The organism is Mesorhizobium sp. M2D.F.Ca.ET.226.01.1.1 (assembly GCF_004022705.2).
Taxonomy (GTDB): Bacteria; Pseudomonadota; Alphaproteobacteria; order Rhizobiales; family Rhizobiaceae; genus Mesorhizobium.
The window spans coordinates 223,659-242,320 of record NZ_RZOY02000007.1 but is presented as its reverse complement, the minus strand read 5'-3'; the positions used below and the strand labels follow the sequence as shown (position 1 = coordinate 242,320).

At 64.0% G+C, this 18,662-nt stretch carries 15 protein-coding genes; 8 read left to right on the top strand and 7 right to left on the bottom strand.

What is annotated here, in order from left to right:
* Positions 1 to 107 precede the first annotated feature (107 nt).
* From EN869_RS18315 to EN869_RS18290, 6 genes are all read left to right on the top strand, one after another.
* Positions 108 to 1,682: a trimethylamine methyltransferase family protein gene (locus EN869_RS18315; RefSeq protein ID WP_127227024.1), complete on the top strand. Its 1,575-nt coding sequence runs from the start codon at positions 108 to 110 to the stop codon at positions 1,680 to 1,682.
* 98 nt (positions 1,683 to 1,780) lie between these two features.
* Entirely contained in the window at positions 1,781 to 2,461 is a 681-nt protein-coding gene (locus EN869_RS18310; RefSeq protein WP_127227244.1) for a 4Fe-4S dicluster domain-containing protein, read from the top strand.
* 104 nt (positions 2,462 to 2,565) lie between these two features.
* A complete protein-coding gene (locus EN869_RS18305; RefSeq protein WP_127227025.1) occupies positions 2,566 to 3,297 on the top strand; it encodes a dienelactone hydrolase family protein in 732 nt (243 codons plus the stop codon).
* Between the two features lie 177 nt (positions 3,298 to 3,474).
* Positions 3,475 to 4,035, top strand: a complete 561-nt coding sequence (locus tag EN869_RS18300; RefSeq protein WP_127227026.1) for an RNA polymerase sigma factor — start codon at positions 3,475 to 3,477, stop codon at positions 4,033 to 4,035.
* Between the two features lie 2 nt (positions 4,036 to 4,037).
* Positions 4,038 to 6,215 (top strand): VWA domain-containing protein, encoded by a 2,178-nt coding sequence (locus tag EN869_RS18295; protein ID WP_127227027.1) that lies wholly within the window; start codon positions 4,038 to 4,040, stop codon positions 6,213 to 6,215.
* Between the two features lie 118 nt (positions 6,216 to 6,333).
* Entirely contained in the window at positions 6,334 to 6,633 is a 300-nt protein-coding gene (locus EN869_RS18290) for a hypothetical protein (protein ID WP_127227028.1), read from the top strand.
* 10 nt (positions 6,634 to 6,643) lie between these two features.
* Here the strand turns inward: EN869_RS18290 and bmt are convergent, their stop codons facing one another.
* From bmt to EN869_RS18275, 3 genes are all read right to left on the bottom strand, one after another.
* On the bottom strand, positions 6,644 to 7,660 hold the full coding sequence (bmt, locus tag EN869_RS18285; RefSeq protein ID WP_167506921.1) for a betaine--homocysteine S-methyltransferase: 1,017 nt from the start codon (positions 7,658 to 7,660) through the stop codon (positions 6,644 to 6,646).
* Positions 7,661 to 7,745: 85 nt separating this feature from the next.
* Positions 7,746 to 8,348, bottom strand: a complete 603-nt coding sequence (locus EN869_RS18280) for an urea carboxylase-associated family protein (RefSeq protein WP_127227030.1) — start codon at positions 8,346 to 8,348, stop codon at positions 7,746 to 7,748.
* 70 nt (positions 8,349 to 8,418) lie between these two features.
* Positions 8,419 to 9,276, bottom strand: coding sequence for a helix-turn-helix transcriptional regulator (locus EN869_RS18275; RefSeq protein ID WP_127227031.1), 858 nt, complete (start codon positions 9,274 to 9,276; stop codon positions 8,419 to 8,421).
* Between the two features lie 248 nt (positions 9,277 to 9,524).
* Here EN869_RS18275 and EN869_RS18270 point away from each other — a divergent pair, with 248 nt between their 5' ends.
* Complete coding sequence (locus EN869_RS18270) at positions 9,525 to 10,526, top strand: fatty acid desaturase (RefSeq protein ID WP_189341211.1); 1,002 nt, start codon at positions 9,525 to 9,527, stop codon at positions 10,524 to 10,526.
* A 76-nt stretch (positions 10,527 to 10,602) separates the two neighbouring features.
* Positions 10,603 to 11,442, top strand: a complete 840-nt coding sequence (locus tag EN869_RS18265; RefSeq protein ID WP_127227032.1) for a PhnD/SsuA/transferrin family substrate-binding protein — start codon at positions 10,603 to 10,605, stop codon at positions 11,440 to 11,442.
* Here the strand turns inward: EN869_RS18265 and EN869_RS18260 are convergent.
* The 4 genes from EN869_RS18260 to EN869_RS18245 all read right to left on the bottom strand — a co-directional run bounded on the left by EN869_RS18260 (position 11,410) and on the right by EN869_RS18245 (position 18,575).
* Positions 11,410 to 12,747 carry a Xaa-Pro peptidase family protein gene (locus tag EN869_RS18260; RefSeq protein ID WP_127227033.1) on the bottom strand — a complete coding sequence of 446 codons (1,338 nt, stop codon included), beginning with the start codon at positions 12,745 to 12,747 and terminating at the stop codon, positions 11,410 to 11,412. The two genes, EN869_RS18265 and EN869_RS18260, sit on opposite strands and share 33 nt — an antisense overlap.
* Positions 12,748 to 12,756: 9 nt before the next feature.
* A complete protein-coding gene (locus EN869_RS18255) occupies positions 12,757 to 14,319 on the bottom strand; it encodes a glycosyltransferase family 39 protein (RefSeq protein ID WP_167498673.1) in 1,563 nt (520 codons plus the stop codon).
* A gap of 31 nt (positions 14,320 to 14,350) precedes the next feature.
* Positions 14,351 to 16,921 (bottom strand): FAD-dependent oxidoreductase, encoded by a 2,571-nt coding sequence (locus EN869_RS18250; RefSeq protein ID WP_127227035.1) that lies wholly within the window; start codon positions 16,919 to 16,921, stop codon positions 14,351 to 14,353.
* A 76-nt stretch (positions 16,922 to 16,997) separates the two neighbouring features.
* Positions 16,998 to 18,575 (bottom strand): trimethylamine methyltransferase family protein, encoded by a 1,578-nt coding sequence (locus EN869_RS18245; RefSeq protein WP_127227036.1) that lies wholly within the window; start codon positions 18,573 to 18,575, stop codon positions 16,998 to 17,000.
* Between the last annotated feature and the right edge of the window lie 87 nt (positions 18,576 to 18,662).

The window sequence follows — 18,662 nt, the reverse complement described above, 5'->3', positions numbered from 1 at the left end:
TTGGCGCTGGCTGGCCGTTTCCAATAGGGTGCATGGCTACGATCCGGCAAGAAGCGGCGACGATGGGCCGCCCAGCCAATTCAGGCCAAGTTATAGGAAGAACGATCATGAGCGATAACGCGGCAGTCGAGCAGGAAGCGTCGGGTGGACGACGCGGACGCGGCGCCAGCGGCGGCGCGGCGGCACGCCGTGCGGCCCGTTCGGGCGGCGGTCCGGGCACCCAGCTCACCTACATCAAGCGCAAGATCAACGTCTATGAGGTCCTCAACGAGGAAGGCCTGGCGCTGATCGAGAAGAACACCGACACGGTGCTGGAAGAGATCGGCATCATTTTTCGCGATGATGCCGAGGCGCTGGCGCTGTGGAAGGAAGCGGGCGCCGACGTCAAGGGCGAGCGCGTGCATTTCCCCAAGGGGCTCTGCCGCTCGCTCTTGAAGACCGCGCCTTCGATCTACACCCAGCATGCGCGCAACCCGGAGCGTTCGGTGCAGATCGGCGGCAATGCGACCGTGTTCGCGCCGGTCTACGGCCCGCCCTTCGTGCGCGACCTCGACGGCAACCGCCGCTACGCGACGATCGAGGATTTCCAGAATTTCGTGAAGCTCGCCTATATGGCGCCGTCGATCCACCATTCGGGCGGCACGGTGTGCGAGCCGGTCGACGTGCCGGTCAACAAGCGCCATCTCGACATGGTCTACAGCCACATCCGCTATTCGGACAAGCCGTTTATGGGGTCGGTGACGGCGCCGGAGCGGGCCCAGGACACGGTGGCGATGGCCAAGCTGGTGTTCGGCGACGACTTCGTCGAGAACAACACGGTGCTGACCAGCCTGATCAACGCCAACTCGCCGATGGTGTTCGACGAGACCATGCTCGGGGCGCTGAAAGTCTATTCGCGCCACAACCAGGCCTGCATCGTCACGCCCTTCATCCTTGCCGGCGCGATGAGCCCGGTGACGGTTGCCGGCACGCTGACGCAAGTGCTGGCCGAAGTGCTGGCCGGCGCCTCGTTCACGCAGCTGATCCGCCCCGGCGCGCCGGTGCTGTTCGGCACCTTCGCCTCATCGATCTCGATGCAGTCGGGCGCGCCGACCTTCGGCACGCCGGAGCCGTCGCTGGTCTCCTATGGCGCTGCTCAGCTGGCGCGCCGGCTCGGCCTGCCGTTCCGCACCGGCGGCTCGCTCTGCGCCTCGAAGGTCCCGGATGCGCAGGCGGCCTATGAGAGCGCCAACACGCTCAACTCGACCATCCTTGCCGGCACCAATTTCGTGCTGCATTCGGCCGGTTGGCTCGAGGGCGGCCTCGCCTCCTGCTACGAAAAGTTCATGATGGACATCGACCAGCTCGGCATGCAGCAGAAGTTTGCCGAGGGTGTCGACCTGTCGGAAAACGGCCAGGCGATGGACGCCATCCGCCAGGTCGGTCCGGGCAGCCATTATCTCGGTTGCGATCACACCCAGGCGAATTTCCAGACGGCCTTCTACCGCTCCAACATCGCCGACAACAATTCCTACGAGCAGTGGCTGGCCGAAGGCGAAAAGACCGCGCCGCAGCGCGCCAACGAGCTCGCCCGCCGTTGGCTGGAAAGCTACGAAGCGCCGCATCTCGATCCGGCGATCGACGAAGCGCTGAAGGAATTCATCGCCAAGAAGAAGGGCTCGATGCCCGACGCCTTCACTTGAAAGGAGCCCGAGTCAGGCCGGGCTAAAGTGGCCGACATCATCCACAAGGAAGTCTGGCGGAGCGCGTTCTCCGACCCGGACCGGAAGGGATGATTGTTGTGCGCGACCCGGTCGAGGAGATTGCGACCGCGCTCGCGGCCCACGGCCTGATCCTTCGCGGCGGCTTCAACTTTGGCGACGATGAGACGGCGCCAGCCGTAGGGTCCGCTGCGCTGGCCAGATCCGCCCTGCTGGTCGGGCAAGCGGGCGCGGCGCCTTGGCCGCATTTCCAGCGCTGGCTTGAACGGCAGGCGAGGGGGATCGCCAATCCGCTCGACAGCTGGTCGCGCGAGGTTATCGGCGCCGTGGCGAAGGAATTCGGCGCCCGCGCCGTGTCGCCTTCGGATCGGCCCTATCTGCCGTTCCAGCAATGGGCGATGCGCGCGGAAGGGCTGAAGCCGTCGCCGCTCGGCATCCTCATGCACCCGCGATATGGGCTATGGCATGCCTATCGTGGCGCATTGCTGTTCGAGGACGAGATTTCTCTCCCCCAAGCTCACGAAGCGATTCACCTTTGCGACACATGTGTCGAAAAACCCTGCCTGAAATCCTGTCCGGTCGACGCCTATTCGGCGCAGGACTTTGCCCATGAGGCCTGTCTCGATCATGTGCGCGGCCCTCGCGGGTCGCCCTGCAAGACAGGCGGCTGCCTTGACCGCAACGCCTGTCCCTATGGCACGAGCTATCGCTATCCGCGTGACGTGCAGGCCTTCCATATGGCAGCGTTCGCCGGCCTGTAGGCATTTTTCTGAGCCGCACGGAAACTTGACCACGATTGAGATGTCGTGGCTTGCCCTGACTGGCGGCGCGGATATCTATCGCGTGGCAACAAGCGGAGCGCGCAATGACGAAGCAGGACGTCGAGATCAAGACCCAGGACGGTACGTCGAAAGCGCGGCTGTTTCGTCCGGCCGCGCCGGCCAAGGCCGGAATCATCCTGTACATGGATATTTTCGGTCCGCGTCCGGCGCTCGACCAGATGGCCGAGCGCATCGCCGGGCTTGGCTACGCCGTGCTGGTGCCCGATCTCTTTTACCGCAATGCGCCCTACGGTCCGTTCGATCCCAAGACCGCCTTTGCCGAGGAAAAGAGCAAGGCCGCGCTCTCTGCGTTGAGCGGCGGCACGACGCAGGACATGACCATCCGCGATGGCGCCGCCTTCCTCGATGCGCTTACCGCCGAAGGGATTACCGGACCCGTTGGCGTCGTCGGCTACTGCATGGGCGGCGCGCGGGCGTTGAACGCGGCGGCGAGTTATCCAGCTCGGATCGTTGCGGCTGCAAGCTTCCATGGCGGCAATCTCGCCAGCGACGCGCCCGACAGCCCGCATCGCAAGGCGGCCTCGATCAAGGCGCGCGTCTATGTCGGCGTCGCAGCCGTCGACCGCAGCTTCCCGCCGGAACAGTCGGCGCGGCTTGCGGAGGTGTTGAGGGTGGCCGAGGTCGACCACACGATCGAGAACTATGTTGGCGTCGGCCACGGCTGGTGCGTGCCGGATCATAGCGTCTATGACGAGGCGGGGGCTGAGAGGCATTGGAAGCGGCTGACGACGTTTTTCAAAGAGACGTTGGGCTGAGCCCGCAGATCACTGAGAGGACACCGTGTAGCGCGAGTCTTCGAACGTTCGCGCCGCCCCTCATCCGTCCTTCGGACACCTTCTCCCCGTGAACGGGGAGAAGGAAAAGTCTTGCCGCAAAAAAATCTTTTCATCGCCCCAAGGATTGGCCATTAGCCTTCGTCCAACAGGCAAATGATGGCGATGATGCTGGACGACAGCGAAGCCTCCGATGCCGAGTTGATCGGGCGGGCGAGGGGCGGAGACAGGGGGGCTTTCGGCAAACTGCTCGAAAGGCACTATGGCTTCGTCTATCGCGCCGCCTATCGCTGGTGCGGCCGCAAAGCCGATGCCGAGGACATCGCCCAGGATGTCTGCGTGCGACTCGGCCGCGCGATCCGCGATTATCAGGGCAGCGGCGCCTTCACGACATGGCTCTATGCCATGACGCTGAATGCTTCGCGCGACATGATGCGCAAGCGCGCCCGCGACACCGCCAAGACGGATGCCTATGGCGCCTATGCGTCGATCGCGGGCGAGGCACCAGCTGAGACCGACGATCCGGCCGAGGCGCTGTGGGTGGCGGTGCGCATGCTGCCGGACAAGCAGCGCGACGCGGTGCTGCTCGTCTATGGCGAAGGTCTCAATCATGCGGCGGCGGCGGAGGTGATGGCGATCTCGGAGACGACGGTTTCCTGGCACATCCATGAAGCGAAGAAACGGCTGAAGCTGCTGATGCGTTCAGCCGGGGAAGTGTGACCATGGTCGACGACAACGAACTCGAAGGGCTGCGCAATCTCGCAGTGCCGGCGCCGGACGATGCGGCAAAGGCGCGCGCCTTCGCCGCCGCCATGCAGGCCTTCGACCTCGATGAAAAATTTTCGACGGTCCCCCAAGGAACATTCGCAGGCCTTCGTCTCACGGAGCGAGCAAGAAAGCTCTGGAGGGAAATCATGCAACGGAAACTCATTGCCACGCCGGCCATCACCGCGCTGGTCGCGCTGCCCATCGCCGGCTATGCCGCTTTCGAGATGTTGAAGGAACAGCCGCCGGTCATCGGCGGCAAAGGCACGGTCACCGAGACGGCGGCCGACAAGCCGGTTGCGCAAAAGCCTGTGCCGGAACAATCCGCGATCAACGAGCCGCTGGCAGCAGCGCCCGCAAAAGCGAAGAAGACCGACACCGACAGCGAAAGACGCGTTGAGGATCAGGCGAAGGTTGCGCCGACAGCGCAGCCGACCGCTGAACTGAGCCAATCAAACGACTTGGCAAAGCGCGAAGACGGCGCGTTGAAAGATTACGCCAAGCAGGAACTGGCGCCGAAGGCAGCACCTGCGACCCCGCCTGCACCGGCGGAGGTTGACCAATTCGCCGGCGGCGGACGCGCGAATGCCCAGGCGCCTGCAACCGCCATGCAGTCCGCCGAGGCGCCGGCTGGCGCCGTCGCCGATTCCAAGCTGATGGTGCAGCCCGCACCGATGCCTGCCGACCAGATGCAGCCGCAGGAGGAAAACCGCGACCGCGTCGAGACCTTCAAGACCAATCCGGTGCATGAGACCGCGCAGGATCCTGTCTCGACCTTCTCGATCGATGTGGACACGGCTTCCTATTCCTTCGTGCGGCGCTCGCTGAAGGAAGGCTCGCTGCCTCAGGCCGACACGGTGCGGGTCGAGGAAATGATCAACTACTTCCCCTATGACTGGAAGGGACCGGATTCGGCGGCAACGCCGTTCAACTCGACCGTCACCGTCATGCCGACGCCGTGGAACGAGCACACCAAGCTCATGCATGTCGCGATCAAGGGCTTTGACGTGAAGCCGGCCGAGCAGCCCAAGGCCAATCTGGTCTTCCTGATCGACGTCTCGGGCTCGATGGACGAGCCAGACAAGCTGCCGCTGCTCAAATCCGCCTTCCGGCTCCTGATCAGCAAGCTGAAGGCTGACGACACCGTTTCCATCGTCACCTATGCCGGCAATGCCGGCACGGTGCTGATGCCGACCAAGGCCGCGGAAAAGCAGAAGATCCTCGCGGCCATCGACAATCTGGAGCCAGGCGGTTCAACGGCCGGCGAGGCAGGCATTCGCGAAGCCTACAAGCTTGCGCAGCAATCCTTCGTCAAGGACGGCGTCAACCGGGTAATGCTTGCGACCGATGGCGACTTCAATGTCGGCCAGACCGATGACGACGACCTGACACGGCTGATCGAAACAGAGCGCAAGACCGGCGTGTTCCTGTCGGTGTTCGGCTTCGGCCACGACAATCTGAACGACCAGATGATGCAGACCATCGCCCAGAACGGCAACGGCACGGCTGCCTATATCGATACGCTTGCCGAAGCGCAAAAGGTGCTGGTCGATGATGCCTCCTCGACGCTGTTCACCATCGCCAAGGACGTCAAGATCCAGGTCGAGTTCAATCCGGCGACCGTGTCGGAATATCGGCTGGTCGGCTATGAGACCCGGGCACTCAAGCGCGAGGATTTCAACAACGACCGCGTCGATGCCGGCGATATCGGCTCCGGCCATTCGGTGACGGCGGTCTATGAGATCACGCCGAAGGGCAGCGGCGGCGAGCAGGTCGATCCGCTGCGCTACGGCCAGGCCAAGGTCGACAATGGCGGCGTTGCCAATGCCGACGAATATGCCTTCGTCAAGATCCGCTACAAGCTGCCGAACGAGAACGTCTCGAAGTTGATCACCACGGCGGTGACCGCCACCAACGAGGTCAAGTCCTTCGACGCGGCCGGCGTGGACCAGCGCTTCTCGGTCGCGGTCGCCGCCTTCGGGCAGAAGCTGCGCGACGAGGACCAGACGGCGAATTTCGGCTATGACCGGATCGCGGAGATCGCCAACGCCGCGCGCGGCGCCGATCCGTTCGGCTACAGGGCGGAGTTCCTGTCGCTGGTGCGCCTGGCTGCATCGCTGGACAGCAACAAGTAGAGAGCCGAAGGGAAGGAACCGAATAACGAAGGCCGGCAGGATCCTGCCGGCCCATTTGTGCGATCGTTAAATTGCGTGGCTTTTCCGGAACCTCGTCGCAATTAACTCTTGTTAGTTCGTGCTGATAGACGAGCTTGAGGGGCAGGTATTGCATATCACCACGAACTGGAACGCGGCGGCGACGGCAAACACAACGCCGGCGCGCACTCCGACGTCGGAATCGACGCGCCTCCGCAGCGATGTCGACGCCGCCCGCAACACTGCACTCTCGGCGCTCAACAACGACCGTTTCCGCGCGATGCTGGAGCAGATCAGCGACCCAGGCACGTCGGGCGCGCTGGCGACGATGAGCTCCGACAGCCAGAACGTCGTCGATTTCAATACGGCGCTGTCGCGCTACGCCGAAAGCAGCGAATAAATCAGGCCAGTCAGGCGCGGCCGCGCCGACGTTCGCGCCGGCCTTCGCCGGTTTCACTCGCGCTTGCCGTCTTGTTGCGCATCGGGCCGATGCGTTGGACGATCGTCGCGACCGTCGGGCGCTCAGCCTTGGTGTGGCCGTCGAGCGCCTTGCGCATGGCGGCAAGGTGGGCGAACGAAGTGCCGCAGCAACCGCCGACGATCTTGGCGCCAGCATCGACCGCCAGCCGGACGTAGTCGGACATCAGCTCCGGCGTGCCGGAATAGTGGATCTCGCTGCCGCGGAATTCCGGAATGCCGCAATTGCCCTTGACGATCACTGTCGCCTCCGGCTTCGCCTCGGTCATGTCGAGCAGCGAGGCAAGGATATCGGCCGCGCCGACGCCGCAATTGGCGCCGACACCGAGCGGGGCCTGCGACAGGCCGTCGGCGACGCCGTGGATGTCCTTCGGCAGCAGGCCCATCATGGTGCGGCCGGCGGTGTCGAAGGAACCGGTATAGGTATAGGGCAGGCCGACGCGGATGGCGGCTTCGGCCGCGGCGCGGATCTCGTCGGGTGCCGACATGGTCTCGATCCAGGCGACTTCGGCGCCGCCGGCCTTGAGGCCCTCGATCTGTTCGGCGAAGGCGTCGACCGCATCGTCATAGGTCATGGCGCCGAGCGGCACCAGCAATTCGCCGGTCGGGCCAACGGAGCCGGCGACGATCACCTTGCGGCCGGCCTTGTCGGCGACGGAGCGGGCGATTTCGGCGGCGCGCCTGTTGAGGTCATGCACGCGGTCCTGCGCGTGATGCAGCTTGAGGCGATGGCGGGTGCCGCCGAAGGAATTGGTGAGGATGATATCGGCGCCGGCGTCGACGAAGTTCTGATGCAGGCTGGCAATGGTCCCGGGCGAGGTCTCATTGAGCAGTTCAGGCGCTTCGCCGGCCTCGAGACCCATCGCGAACAGGTTGGTGCCGGTGGCGCCGTCGGCCAGAAGCACACCTTTTTCGGCAAGCAGCGCATCGATCGGATTGGTCGTGGTCATGGCCGTGGCTTTCATATCGGGAAATTCAAATAACGATATAAAGAAGTCTTTATGTCCAGTCAATGAGTTTGCGGCCAGGATGGCCTTACGAAGCCGGAGTGATCTCGACCTCGATCTCGGTGCAGGCGTCGCCATTGGTCGGGTGATGGTCGACCGAGCAGGCTGTGACGACAAGCAGCAGATCCTGTTCGGCGCGCAGCGTGACGTAACCGCCCGGCGGATTGATCGAGGCCTCGACCACCAGAGTCCCGTCAGGTTGCGGCAGGGAGTTCTGGAAGAGATCAACCGGATCGGGCGCGAAGGGCAGTTCGATGCCTTCCGCGCTCAGCGCCGTCATCAGATTGTCGCGACAGTTCGGGTGGTTGGGCAGACCGGCCCGCTCATAGAGCGCGCTGTCGCAGGCCGGGTAAAGCATGTCGTGCGGTCCGGGAGAGGCGTCCTCGACCAGCGTCAGCATGATCTTGCCGGCGGCGCTATAGAAATGGTCGCCCGGTCTGGGAAAAAGCCGCTCAGTGATGTCGCGGGTTTGCGACGTGCTCAGCCAGTCGAGCCTGCCTTCGGTCGAGAAGGCCCAGAGGTCCGAGACCTGTTGGCCCTTGGGATCGATGATGCGGATCAGATCGCCGCGCCTGACGCACATGGACTGACCCGACTGAGGAGGAACGACGAGGCGACGCGGTTCTTGCATGGATTTCCCTGAAAGGATGATCGGCGGCCACGACATCGGCCGACCGTCACGATGACAGCGCGCCCGGCGATCAGCCAGAGCCTGACGGGAAGGACATTGCGGCCAACTTCTGCGCGAAGCTCGCCGCCTCATGCGCGTTGATGTCGGCGGCGCGGATCAGATTGTCGAAATGGCTGGTGAGCGTGCGGATCGGCTGCGTGGCGCTCAAGACGATATACATGTCGCCGACATAAATCGCGGCGCGATAGGGGCCGAAGATCGTATAGGGGATCGAATAGCGCATGCGGCCGTCATAGAGAAACAGGCGGAAGGTCGGGTAAAGGTCGTCGAGCAGCGCCGCCATGTGCAGCAATTGCTTGCGCCGTTCGGCCTCCGGGAAGCGGTCCCAGACGCCTAGGCCGCGTGCAAAAATCTCCAACGTGTGGCGCGGCATGCAGACCTCCATGTCGGTCTCCGGCCGCCTCGTATAGTCGATGCGGTATTGCGTCTCGCCGGCCTGCGCCTCGCGGCTCTTGTTGGCGATGCCGGCCTCGTAGTCGATCAGCGCCTCGGTGCGCAAAAGGTCGGGAATGCCGGCGGGCACATAACGGATCTTGGTGCCGGCCGCCTCGGCATGCCATTTGGCCAAAAGCGTGCGGTCGAAGCCGTCCGGCGCCTCCTCGATCTCCAGGCTTTCGCGGATTTCGCCGGTCACCCCCTCATCGTTGCTTAGGCCAAGCAGCCAGTCGAGCGACACTTTGAACTCGGCAGCGATGTTAAGCAGCGTCTCGGCGCGGGGCAGGCGGGTCGAGGCGCCGGAAAGCAGTTGCGACAGCGCGGAGCGGTCGATGCCGACGGCCGTCGCGAAAGCCGACTGGTTGAGATCAGAGCGTGTCAAGAGCAATTTCAGCCGCTCCCTGAAGATCGTCGACAGATCGCGCTTGTCCATCAGGCCGCTCCTGCTTGCGGGAGGATAAATTTGCGCCGGAACCGTGCTGAACGTGGCTCAGGCGGAAATGAATCCCAATATTTGTTTACAATGTATAACATATGCGGCCAAAAATGCGCATTCGCAACAGTTTGTGCGCATTGTCGCGTTGATGTCACGGTAGGCTCCTGACACAATACTGTCAGGAATCGAGGGGTTCCGGCGACTGAAAGGCAGTGGTCGATAGCATGGCAGGCATGAATACCGGCATGAACAAGAGACGCAGCAGCACACCGGCAATCGAATGGCCGACGGTATTCCTCGCACTCTTCTGCTACGGCGCATGGCTCGCCGCCGGCTTGCTCCTCTGGCCAGCCCACCCGCTGATCGCACTGATCGCCCTGGCGCTGATCCTGGCGCTGCAATCCTCGCTGATGCATGAGGTGCTGCACGGCCACCCGACCCGCAGCGCCCGCATCAACGAAGCTTTCGTCTTCCTGCCGATCGGACTTGTCTGGCCGTTCCGGCGCTTCAAGACCATCCATCTTCGCCACCATGCCGACGAGCGGCTGACCGATCCGCTCGACGACCCGGAGAGCTATTACCAGGCGCTCTGGATGCACGAGGAACTGCCTCCAACGATGAAGTTACTGCTCAAGGTCAACAACACCATGGTCGGCCGCTTGATCCTCGGCCCGTGGCTGTCCTCGGTCGGCTTCTTCATCGATGACGCTAAGCAGATCGCAGCGGGCGACAAGGCAATCCGCAAGGCATGGTTGCTGCATGCCATCGGCATTGCCGCGGTGGCGCCGATCGTGACCTTCGGCTTCGGCATTCCGCTCTGGCTGTATGTGCTGGTGCCGGTCTGGCTCGGACAGTCGCTGATTTCGGTGCGCACCTATGCCGAGCACCAGTGGTCCGAACATCCGGAAGGGCGCACCATCATCGTCGAACGCTCGCCGCTGTCGTTCCTGTTCCTCAACAACAACCTGCATTTCGTGCATCACAAGAGCCCGACGGTTGCGTGGTACAGTTTGCCGAAGCTGTTTCGCGAGCGCCGCGAAGAATGGCTGCGGATGAACAATGGCTATGTCTATCCGAACTATCTGGCCCTGATCAAATCCTTCGCCTTCAAGGCCAAGGAGCCGGTCATCCATCCGGTATTGCGCCGTTCGCCCGAACCTGGCCGTGCTTTCAAGCCTCGCGTCAGGGCGCGCAATGTCAACGGGCTTGGAACGGCGCCAGTTCCGGCGGAGCCGCCGAAGGAGTAATCTCTACTTTCCGCGACCGCTTTTTCGCGGCGGAACGCAGGCGCCGAAGCTCGCCTGCCTTTGAAAGCTATTCGACATGAGCAAGTTCGTTGCGGCCCTGCCGATGTATGACTGGTCCGAAGCGCGTGGCGAAGTCGACGCGCAGTGGGCGCTTCTTCGCGAGGCCTTCCGGCAACGCGGCATCGATGCGCCGGAGTCTGTCGTGCGCAGCAATCGCGAGCTGCCGGCGGTGCCCGGCGGCATCCTCGACGATGCAGGCGAGCTGATCGCGCCCGACCCGGCGACGCTGCCCCCGGACGAGCTCGATTTTCACCAACTCTGGCTGAGCCCGGCGCTGCTTTTCGGGCAGACCTGCTGGGGGCCTATGGAGCTCGGCCTTGCCCGGCATGTGCGGGTGGTTGCCCAGCCGAACTACGATGCCTTCGAAGGCGGGCAGGGCGAACTCTATTCCAGCGCGGTGGTCATGGCCGCGGGCGGCGGATCCTCGGTCGCCTCGCCGCAGAACGGCAAGGCGCTTATCCCGATCGATCTTCTGCGCGGCAGGCGCTTCACCTTCAACAATCCGGATTCGATGTCCGGCCTCATCGGGCTGACGCGCGACCTGGAAGCGATGGGCGAAAGCCTGGATATCTTTGCCTCGCGCAGTGAAAGCGGCGGCCACCGGTCGTCGATCGTCGCCATCGCGGAGGGCAGGGCCGATATCGCGGCCATCGACTGCCAGAGCTGGGCGCTGGCGCAGCGTTTCGAGCCGGCTGCGCGGGAGGTCAAGGTCGTCGGCTGGACGGCGCGGCGCAAGGGCTTGCCCTACATCACCGCCAGGACCACGCCGGCCCCGATCATCGCCGCGATGCGCGAGGCCGTCGCGGCGGTCGAAGGCGGCGCGTCAGAGCAGCCGCTCGTCCAGCGGGTAGGCTGATAGCTTCTCGTTGCCGGTCTCGGTGATCAGGATTTGCTCCTCGATCTTGACGCCTTCGCGCCCGCCCAGCCTGCCGATATAGCTTTCGACGCAAAGCACCATGCCGGGTTCAAGCACGCCGTCCGGCGTGTCGTCCGTCCAGTCGCTTGCGTGCGGCAGTGTCGGATATTCGTCGGCCAGGCCGACGCCATGGTAGAGCACGCCATAGCGGGCAGGGAAACAGTCGCCCGGCGGCACGGCCGAGCGCTCGACGAGATCGCGGAAAGAGATGCCCGGCCGCATCAGACCCGTGTTGTGGGCGATCTGGTCGGCAGCGATGCGGAAAAGGTCACGCTGCTCGTTCGACGGCCGCTTGTCGCCGCAAAGCCAGGTGCGCGAAAGGTCGGCGCAGAAGCCATATGGGCCGATCAGGTCTGTATCGAAAGCGACGAGGTCGCCATTCTCAATGACGCGCGAGGAGCATTCCTGGAACCAGGGATTGGTGCGCGGCCCCGACGATAGAAGCCGCGTTTCGATCCATTCGCCGCCGCGCGCAATGTTGCCGCGATGCAGTTCCGCCCATAGCTCGTTCTCGGAGATGCCGGGTTTCAGCGCCGCTTCCATCTCGCCCATCGCCGCCTCGCAGGCGATGATCGAACGGCGCATGGCAAGGATTTCGTCCGGCGATTTGATGAGCCGCGCATTCTCCATCACCGCCTCGCCATTGCCCACGGAAATGCCGCGGCGGGCGAGTTCTTCGACGCCTTCCGGATTGATGTGGTCGACGGCGATGCGGCGATTGCCGCCGAACTCAGCCATGAGCTCCGCGATGCCGGCACCCCAGCGGCGGACCTTCTCATCAGTCAACTCGCCGCTGTAGAGATACATCCAAGACACCGCCGGCCGCACCTCGTCGACGACACCCGAATGGTCCGACAGGTGCTCGCAGGAAAAATAGTCGAACAACACCACCGGCCCCTCGGTGGCGACAAAGCAGTGGCGGGTCGGGTTGTGGGCGACCCAGAGCTGCATGTTGGTCGAGTCCGTCGCATAGCGGATGTTGACCGGGTCGTAGAGCAGGGCGCCGGCATAGTCGCGGCGCTTCAGCTCGGCACGGATGCGCTCCAGCCGGTATTTGCGCATGGCGGGCAGGTTGGGCGCTGCGATGCCGGCCGCCGCCCATTCGGCTTCGGCTGTCGCGCCGTAGCCCAGCACATGCTGGTTGAGCGAAGCCGCCTTTTGGCGCGAAGCCTCGCGCAGCGCTTCGACCGAACCGGGTTCGAAGGGCATGATCTTGCGGTGCCGGCCGAAGCGTTGCGAATCCATTCGTTCCCCCTACTGCCCGGCTGTCTTGTGCAGTCTGGTAACGATGACCTGGCGCGGCGGGAAGCCGAGCGCCTGCGGCACCTCAATACGGCGGTGGACGGTGTCCATCGCGTAGCCGGCTTTTGCCATCTCCACGAAAACATCCGAGGGCGGTTCCCTGTCATTGGCGAGCACAAGCACCGCCGGTTCGCGGATGAAGCGGGCGAAGTCCGGTATCTCGTCATCGAGCACGATGAGGTCGGCGTCGACGAGGCGCAGATTGCCGATCCAGAACCAGCTCGAGACCACGGTCTTGACCGGACCGTCGGCGCTGATCTGGTCGTAAAGCGACCGGTAGTCCATGCGTACGATGCCGCCGCGGCTGTCGCCGCCGTTCACGTGCATGTACCAGCTTACCGGCAGCACAAGGATCGCGAGGACCGCGCCGACAAAGACGATGGTCGCTTGCGCTTTTCCGCCCCTTTGGCCGATCGCGTCAAAACGCATGGCAAGGGCGGCGGGCAAAAGGACGAATATGGGCAGCACCCAACGATCGCGAAACTGGGTGACGCCACCGGCCAGAACCACCACCAGCGTGACCAGCACGGCAAGGGCGATCGTGCGCCACAGCAACTTTTCGGGCCAGCGCATCGGCTGTGGGGTTGTCGCGGCTTTCCGTGCGACCAGGAAAAACGCGACGGCCACGATAGCTATCGGCAGACCCGCGAAATTGAGCATCGCGTTGCCAAGTCCCCGCAGGGCGAGCGCCGCCGTCTCCATGACGCTGTCGCCTTGGCCAGCGCCGAACCCGCCGCTGTGCGCCAGGAGGTCATCCGGGTGCGCGATGTTCCATTGAAGCGTCGGGAGGCAGGCGAGGATCGCCACGGCCACGCTGATCAGGAAGCGGCGGTCGAAGATCGCCTCACGCGTTTCGCGAAGCGACAGTGCCGCCAGGAACAGCGCGGCAAGGAAGATGACGATGTTGTATTTCGACAGCATCGCCGCCGCCGTCGCGAGGCCAAACAGCGCATAAGCGATGGCCGACCGGCGCTTCTTGACCTCGACCAGCGCTAACAGCATCACCGAGGTGAAACAGAATATGGCGACCGAGTGGGTGAGCGCGTGCTGCATCTCCCAAAAAATCTGGGGAAACAGAAGCAGCCCGAACAGACCGGCGGCAGCGGCGCGGTTCGAATAGCCAAAGCGGCGTATCGCGGTGAAATACGCGATCAGGCCCGTGGCGAGCAGCCCGTATTTTACGATCTTGAGGGCAAGGACGCTGGTCCCGACCAGCGAGGCCGCGAGCATGGCGAGCCAGGTGTATAGAGGCGGCTGCGAGCTGCCGTAGCCGGCGGCCAGGAACCGCATTTCCATCAACTGCTCGGAATCGTCGACGCCGACGCCGGTGCCCACGACGTGGGACACCAGCGCCATCACCACGATCTGGATCAGGCAGTAGACGAGGGTAAACGCGACCGCGGCGCTGAAGGGACCGACCCGTTCATCGCAGAGCCAGTCGGTCCATTTCTCTAACTGCCGCAAGGGGATCGTCTTCTCGTTCTGATGCGCCGGTAGTGGGCTCGACCATGCCATAGCAACCGGCGCAATCCAACAATAGGGCGCGTCAGGTCCGCATCTTCTCGCCGCTCGGATCGAAGGGCGGCTCGACATTGATGCGGGCCGGGCGGCGGTGGCCGAGGATCTCGATCTCGAACAGGCCGGCGCTTTCGTCCTCGGCGAGGGCGGCGGGCACATAGCCCTGCGCCATCGACTTCTGGACGTAATGCGCATAGCCGCCCGAGGTCACCCAGCCGACGACGCGCCAGTCGCCATCGACGATGCCGCGCACGGCGGATGCCCCTTCGGCCGCCTTGGAGCCGCGCACTTCCTTGCCCGACGTGTCGAAGCGCGGAGCGCCGTAGCCATGCGGCTTCTCCACCGTGCCGTAGTCCTTGCTGACCTTGGCCCAGATCGGCTCATCGCCCATCACATCGGCATCGGCCGCGTCGACTATGAAGGAGACGCGGCGCAGCTTCGGCCCTTCGGCATGCTCCTTGGCGGAAGCCTCGCGGCCGATGAAGTCGTTCTTCTCGAGCTTGATGAAGCGATCCATCGAGCCTTCGAACGGGCCGTAGATCGGACGCAACTCGCGGAACCACGTCGGGAAGTTCTTTTCCAGGCGCATGGACAGCAGCGCGCGCATGCCGAAGTCGACGATGCCGAATTCCGCGCCCGCGTCCTTGATCGCCTTGTAGACGAGGCGCTGATAGGCCGGCGCCATCCAGATCTCATAGCCGAGGTCGCCGGTATAGGTGATGCGGTTGACCATGCAGGGCGCGCCGCCGACCGCCATCTCGCGGAAGTCCATGAAGCGGAAGGCCTTGGTCGAGACCTCGACATCGACCAGTTTCTGCAAAAGGTCGCGCGACTTGGGCCCTGCGATCGATAGGCCAACCAGCGTCTGGTCGAAGCGGTGAATGCGTACCGACCCGTCCTTCGGCAGATGCTTTTCGAACCAGCGCATATGGTATTTCTGCGCGGCCGAAGAGCCCCAGATCATGAAGCGGTCCTCGCCCGACTTGGCGATGGTGAAGTCGCCGATCAGCTTGCCGAACTCGTTGACCATCGGGGTCAGCACGATGCGGCCGACCTTGGGCATGCGGTTGGTCATCAGCCGGTTGAGGAAATCCTCGGCGCCGGGACCCGAGACCTCGTATTTGGCGAAGTTGGCGATCTCGGTGACGCCGACGCCATCGCGCGTGGCGCGCACTTCCTCGCCGATCGGGCCGAAGTCGTTCGAGCGGTGGAAGGAGACGATGTCCTTCGGCTCGGTGCCCTTCGGCGCGAACCAGAGCGGGGTTTCCAGGCCCCAGCTATCGCCCATGACCGCGTTGTTGGCGAGCATGGTGTCGTAGAGCGGCGTGGTCTGCGCCGGACGGGCGGCGGGCAGTTCCTCGTTCGGGAAGCGGATCGAGAAGCGGCGCGAATAGTTCTCACGCACCTTGGCGTTGGTGTAGCGCAGCGTCGCCCATTCGCCGAAGCGGGCGACGTCCATGCCCCACACGTCGAAACCCGGATCGCCATGCACCATCCAGTTGGAAAGCGCCAGGCCGACGCCGCCGCCCTGGCTGAAGCCGGCCATGACGGCGCAGGCGCACCAGAAATTGGTCAGGCCCTGCACCGGGCCGACCAGCGGGTTGCCATCAAGCGCGAAGGTGAAGGGGCCGTTGATGATCTGCTTGATGCCGGCCTTTTCGATGCCGGGGAAGTGCTTGAAGCCGATCTCCAGCGATGGCGCGATGCGGTCAATGTCGGGCTGCAAGAGTTCATGGCCGAAATCCCACGGGGTGTTCACCGGCGACCAAGGTTTGCAGGCCTTTTCATAGGTGCCGAGCAGGATGCCATTGCGCTCCTGGCGGGTGTAGATCTCGCCCTTGAAGTCGAGCACGCCGATCATCTCGCGGCCGGTTGACTTGTTGAATTCCTCGACCTCCGGCATCGGCTCGGTGAGCAGGTACATATGCTCCATCGCCAGCACCGGCAGCTCGACGCCGACCATGCGGCCGATCTCGCGCGCCCACAGGCCGCCGCAGTTGACGACATGTTCGGCGTGCACCGTGCCCTGTTCGGTGACGACGTTCCAGGTGCCGTCCGGCTGCTGCGTGAGATCGACGACGCGGTTGCGAAGCACGATCTCGGCGCCAAGCTTTTTCGCGGCCTTGGAATAGGCGATGGTGGTGCCCGATGGGTCGAGATGGCCTTCGACCGGATCCCACATGGCGCCGACGAAATTCTTTTCGTCCATCAGCGGGAACATCGCCTTCGCCTCCGATGGCGTGATCAGCTCGGTGTCCATGCCGAGATAACGGCCCTTGGCGTGGGCCAGCCGCAGGAAGTCCATGCGCTCCGGCGTGTCGGCCATCATCACGCCGCCGGTCAGATGCAGCGAGCAGGATTGGCCGGAGAGTTCCTCGATCTCCTTGTAAAGCTGGACCGTGTAGGCCTGCAGCTTGGCGACGTTCGGGTCGCCGTTCAGCGTATGGAAGCCGCCCGCCGCATGCCAGGACGAGCCGGAGGTGAGCTCCGAGCGCTCGATCAGCATGATGTCGGTCCAGCCGGCCTTGGCCAAATGATAGAGCACCGAGCAGCCGACGACGCCGCCGCCGATGACAACCGCTTTAACGTGGGATTTCATGTAGATAGATCCGTCTTATGCAATGTGGAGTCAGAAACGGGGATGAGCGGCGGGCAGTTGCCCGCCCGAACGCAGATCAGAAATCCGTCGGCGCGCCGCCTTCGGCGCGGCGCTTCTCGACGAAGTCGTTGAGTTCCTCGCGGATGGCCGGATCCATATACGGCTCCTCGTAGGACGCAAGGCGCTCCTTCCACACCTTGTTGGTGCGTTCCATCGCCGTCGGAGAGCCCGCCTCGGTCCAGGTCTCGAAGTTGCGCCAGTCGGAGACGATCGGCGAGTAGAAGGCGGTCTTGTAGCGAGCCTGCGTGTGCGGGGTGCCGAAGAAATGGCCGCCCGGGCCTACCGACTGGATGGCGTCGAAGCCGAGCGCGTCCTCGGAGAGGTCGAGAGGCGTCAGGTACTCGGCCACCATCTGCAACAGGTCGATGTCGAGGATGGTCTTTTCATAGGAGCAGCGCAGGCCGCCCTCAAGCCAGCCGGCGCCATGCATCATCAGATTGCCGCCGCCCTGGATCGCGCCCCAGAGCGAGAACACACTTTCATAGGCGGCCTGTGCGTCGACCGTGTTGGCGGCGCAGGTGTTGGAGGTGCGATAGGGGAGGTTATAGCGGCGGGCGAGCTGGCCGCCGACGAGCTGCGCCTTCATATATTCGGGCGTTCCGAAAGCCGGCGCGCCGGATTTCATGTCGACATTGGAGGTGAAGCCGCCATAGCCGACCGGAGCGCCCTTCTTCACCATCTGCGCGAAGGCGATGCCGGAGAGCGCCTCGGCGTTCTGCTGCACCAGCGCGCCGGCGACGGTGACCGGGGCCATGGCGCCCGATAGCGTGAACGGCGTGACGATGACGACCTGGCCCATGCTCGACATCTGGATGATGCCTTCCATCATCGGCACGTCGAGCTTGAGCGGCGAATTGGTGTTGATGATGGTGAAGACCGAAGGTTCCTGCATCAGCTGCTCGCGGGTGATGCTGCGGGCGATGCGGGTGATCTCGATGCCGTCGACGTTGCGCTCCTTGCCGAGCGAATAGATGTGGAAGACCTTGTCGGTCAGCATGGCGAGGTCGCGGATGCATTCCAGGTGCCGAACCGAGGGATGGATGTCGATCGGCTCGACCGGATAGCCGCCGGTGCAGTTGAGGATATTGTGCATCTGCGCCAGGCGTAAGAAGTTGCGGTAATCGGCCTGGTTGCCAGGCCGGCGGCCGCGATCGAGGTCGGAGCAGTTGGGCGCCGAGGCCATCATCGACAGGATGACGTTGTCGCCGCCGAAGCGCAGATTATGCGCCGGGTTGCGGGCATGCAGCGTGAATTCCGACGGGCAGTGCGAGACGAGCTCGAGAATCATGTCGCTGTCGAAGCGCACGCGCTCCGAGCCTTCGCGCACATCCGCGCCATGCGCCCTCATGATGCGGCGGGCTTCGTCGTGCAGGACATCGACGCCGATCTCCTTCAGCACCCGCAGCGATGCGAGGTGGATCGATTCCAACTCGTCGTCGGAGACGAACTTGGTCGGCGTCAGCGGGTTCTTCAACTGCCGGAAAGCGGGCTGCTCGAAGACGGCCGAGCCGCCGGCGCGTTTCCCCGCGCGGCCGCCACGGCGGGTGCGATCGGTTGCCAGGGCCGGTTCGGCGGGATGGAGGGCAGCGGTCATGAAATGCCTCGTCAGGGTCCGTATTCGGCCGGCATAATGGACCGACGGCCATGCAGCCGGTGAGGAGGCGGCGACCACTAGGGCGAG

Coding starts and splice junctions, on each gene's coding strand:
- EN869_RS18315 (WP_127227024.1), top strand. CDS start 108: ATGAGCGATAACGCGGCAGTCGAGCAGGAAGCGTCGGGTGGACGACGC.
- EN869_RS18305 (WP_127227025.1), top strand. CDS start 2,566: ATGACGAAGCAGGACGTCGAGATCAAGACCCAGGACGGTACGTCGAAA.
- EN869_RS18300 (WP_127227026.1), top strand. CDS start 3,475: ATGGCGATGATGCTGGACGACAGCGAAGCCTCCGATGCCGAGTTGATC.
- EN869_RS18295 (WP_127227027.1), top strand. CDS start 4,038: ATGGTCGACGACAACGAACTCGAAGGGCTGCGCAATCTCGCAGTGCCG.
- bmt (WP_167506921.1), bottom strand. CDS start 7,660: ATGACCACGACCAATCCGATCGATGCGCTGCTTGCCGAAAAAGGTGTG.
- EN869_RS18280 (WP_127227030.1), bottom strand. CDS start 8,348: ATGCAAGAACCGCGTCGCCTCGTCGTTCCTCCTCAGTCGGGTCAGTCC.
- EN869_RS18275 (WP_127227031.1), bottom strand. CDS start 9,276: ATGGACAAGCGCGATCTGTCGACGATCTTCAGGGAGCGGCTGAAATTG.
- EN869_RS18270 (WP_189341211.1), top strand. CDS start 9,525: ATGAACAAGAGACGCAGCAGCACACCGGCAATCGAATGGCCGACGGTA.
- EN869_RS18265 (WP_127227032.1), top strand. CDS start 10,603: ATGAGCAAGTTCGTTGCGGCCCTGCCGATGTATGACTGGTCCGAAGCG.
- EN869_RS18260 (WP_127227033.1), bottom strand. CDS start 12,747: ATGGATTCGCAACGCTTCGGCCGGCACCGCAAGATCATGCCCTTCGAA.
- EN869_RS18255 (WP_167498673.1), bottom strand. CDS start 14,319: ATGGCATGGTCGAGCCCACTACCGGCGCATCAGAACGAGAAGACGATC.
- EN869_RS18250 (WP_127227035.1), bottom strand. CDS start 16,921: ATGAAATCCCACGTTAAAGCGGTTGTCATCGGCGGCGGCGTCGTCGGC.
- EN869_RS18245 (WP_127227036.1), bottom strand. CDS start 18,575: ATGACCGCTGCCCTCCATCCCGCCGAACCGGCCCTGGCAACCGATCGC.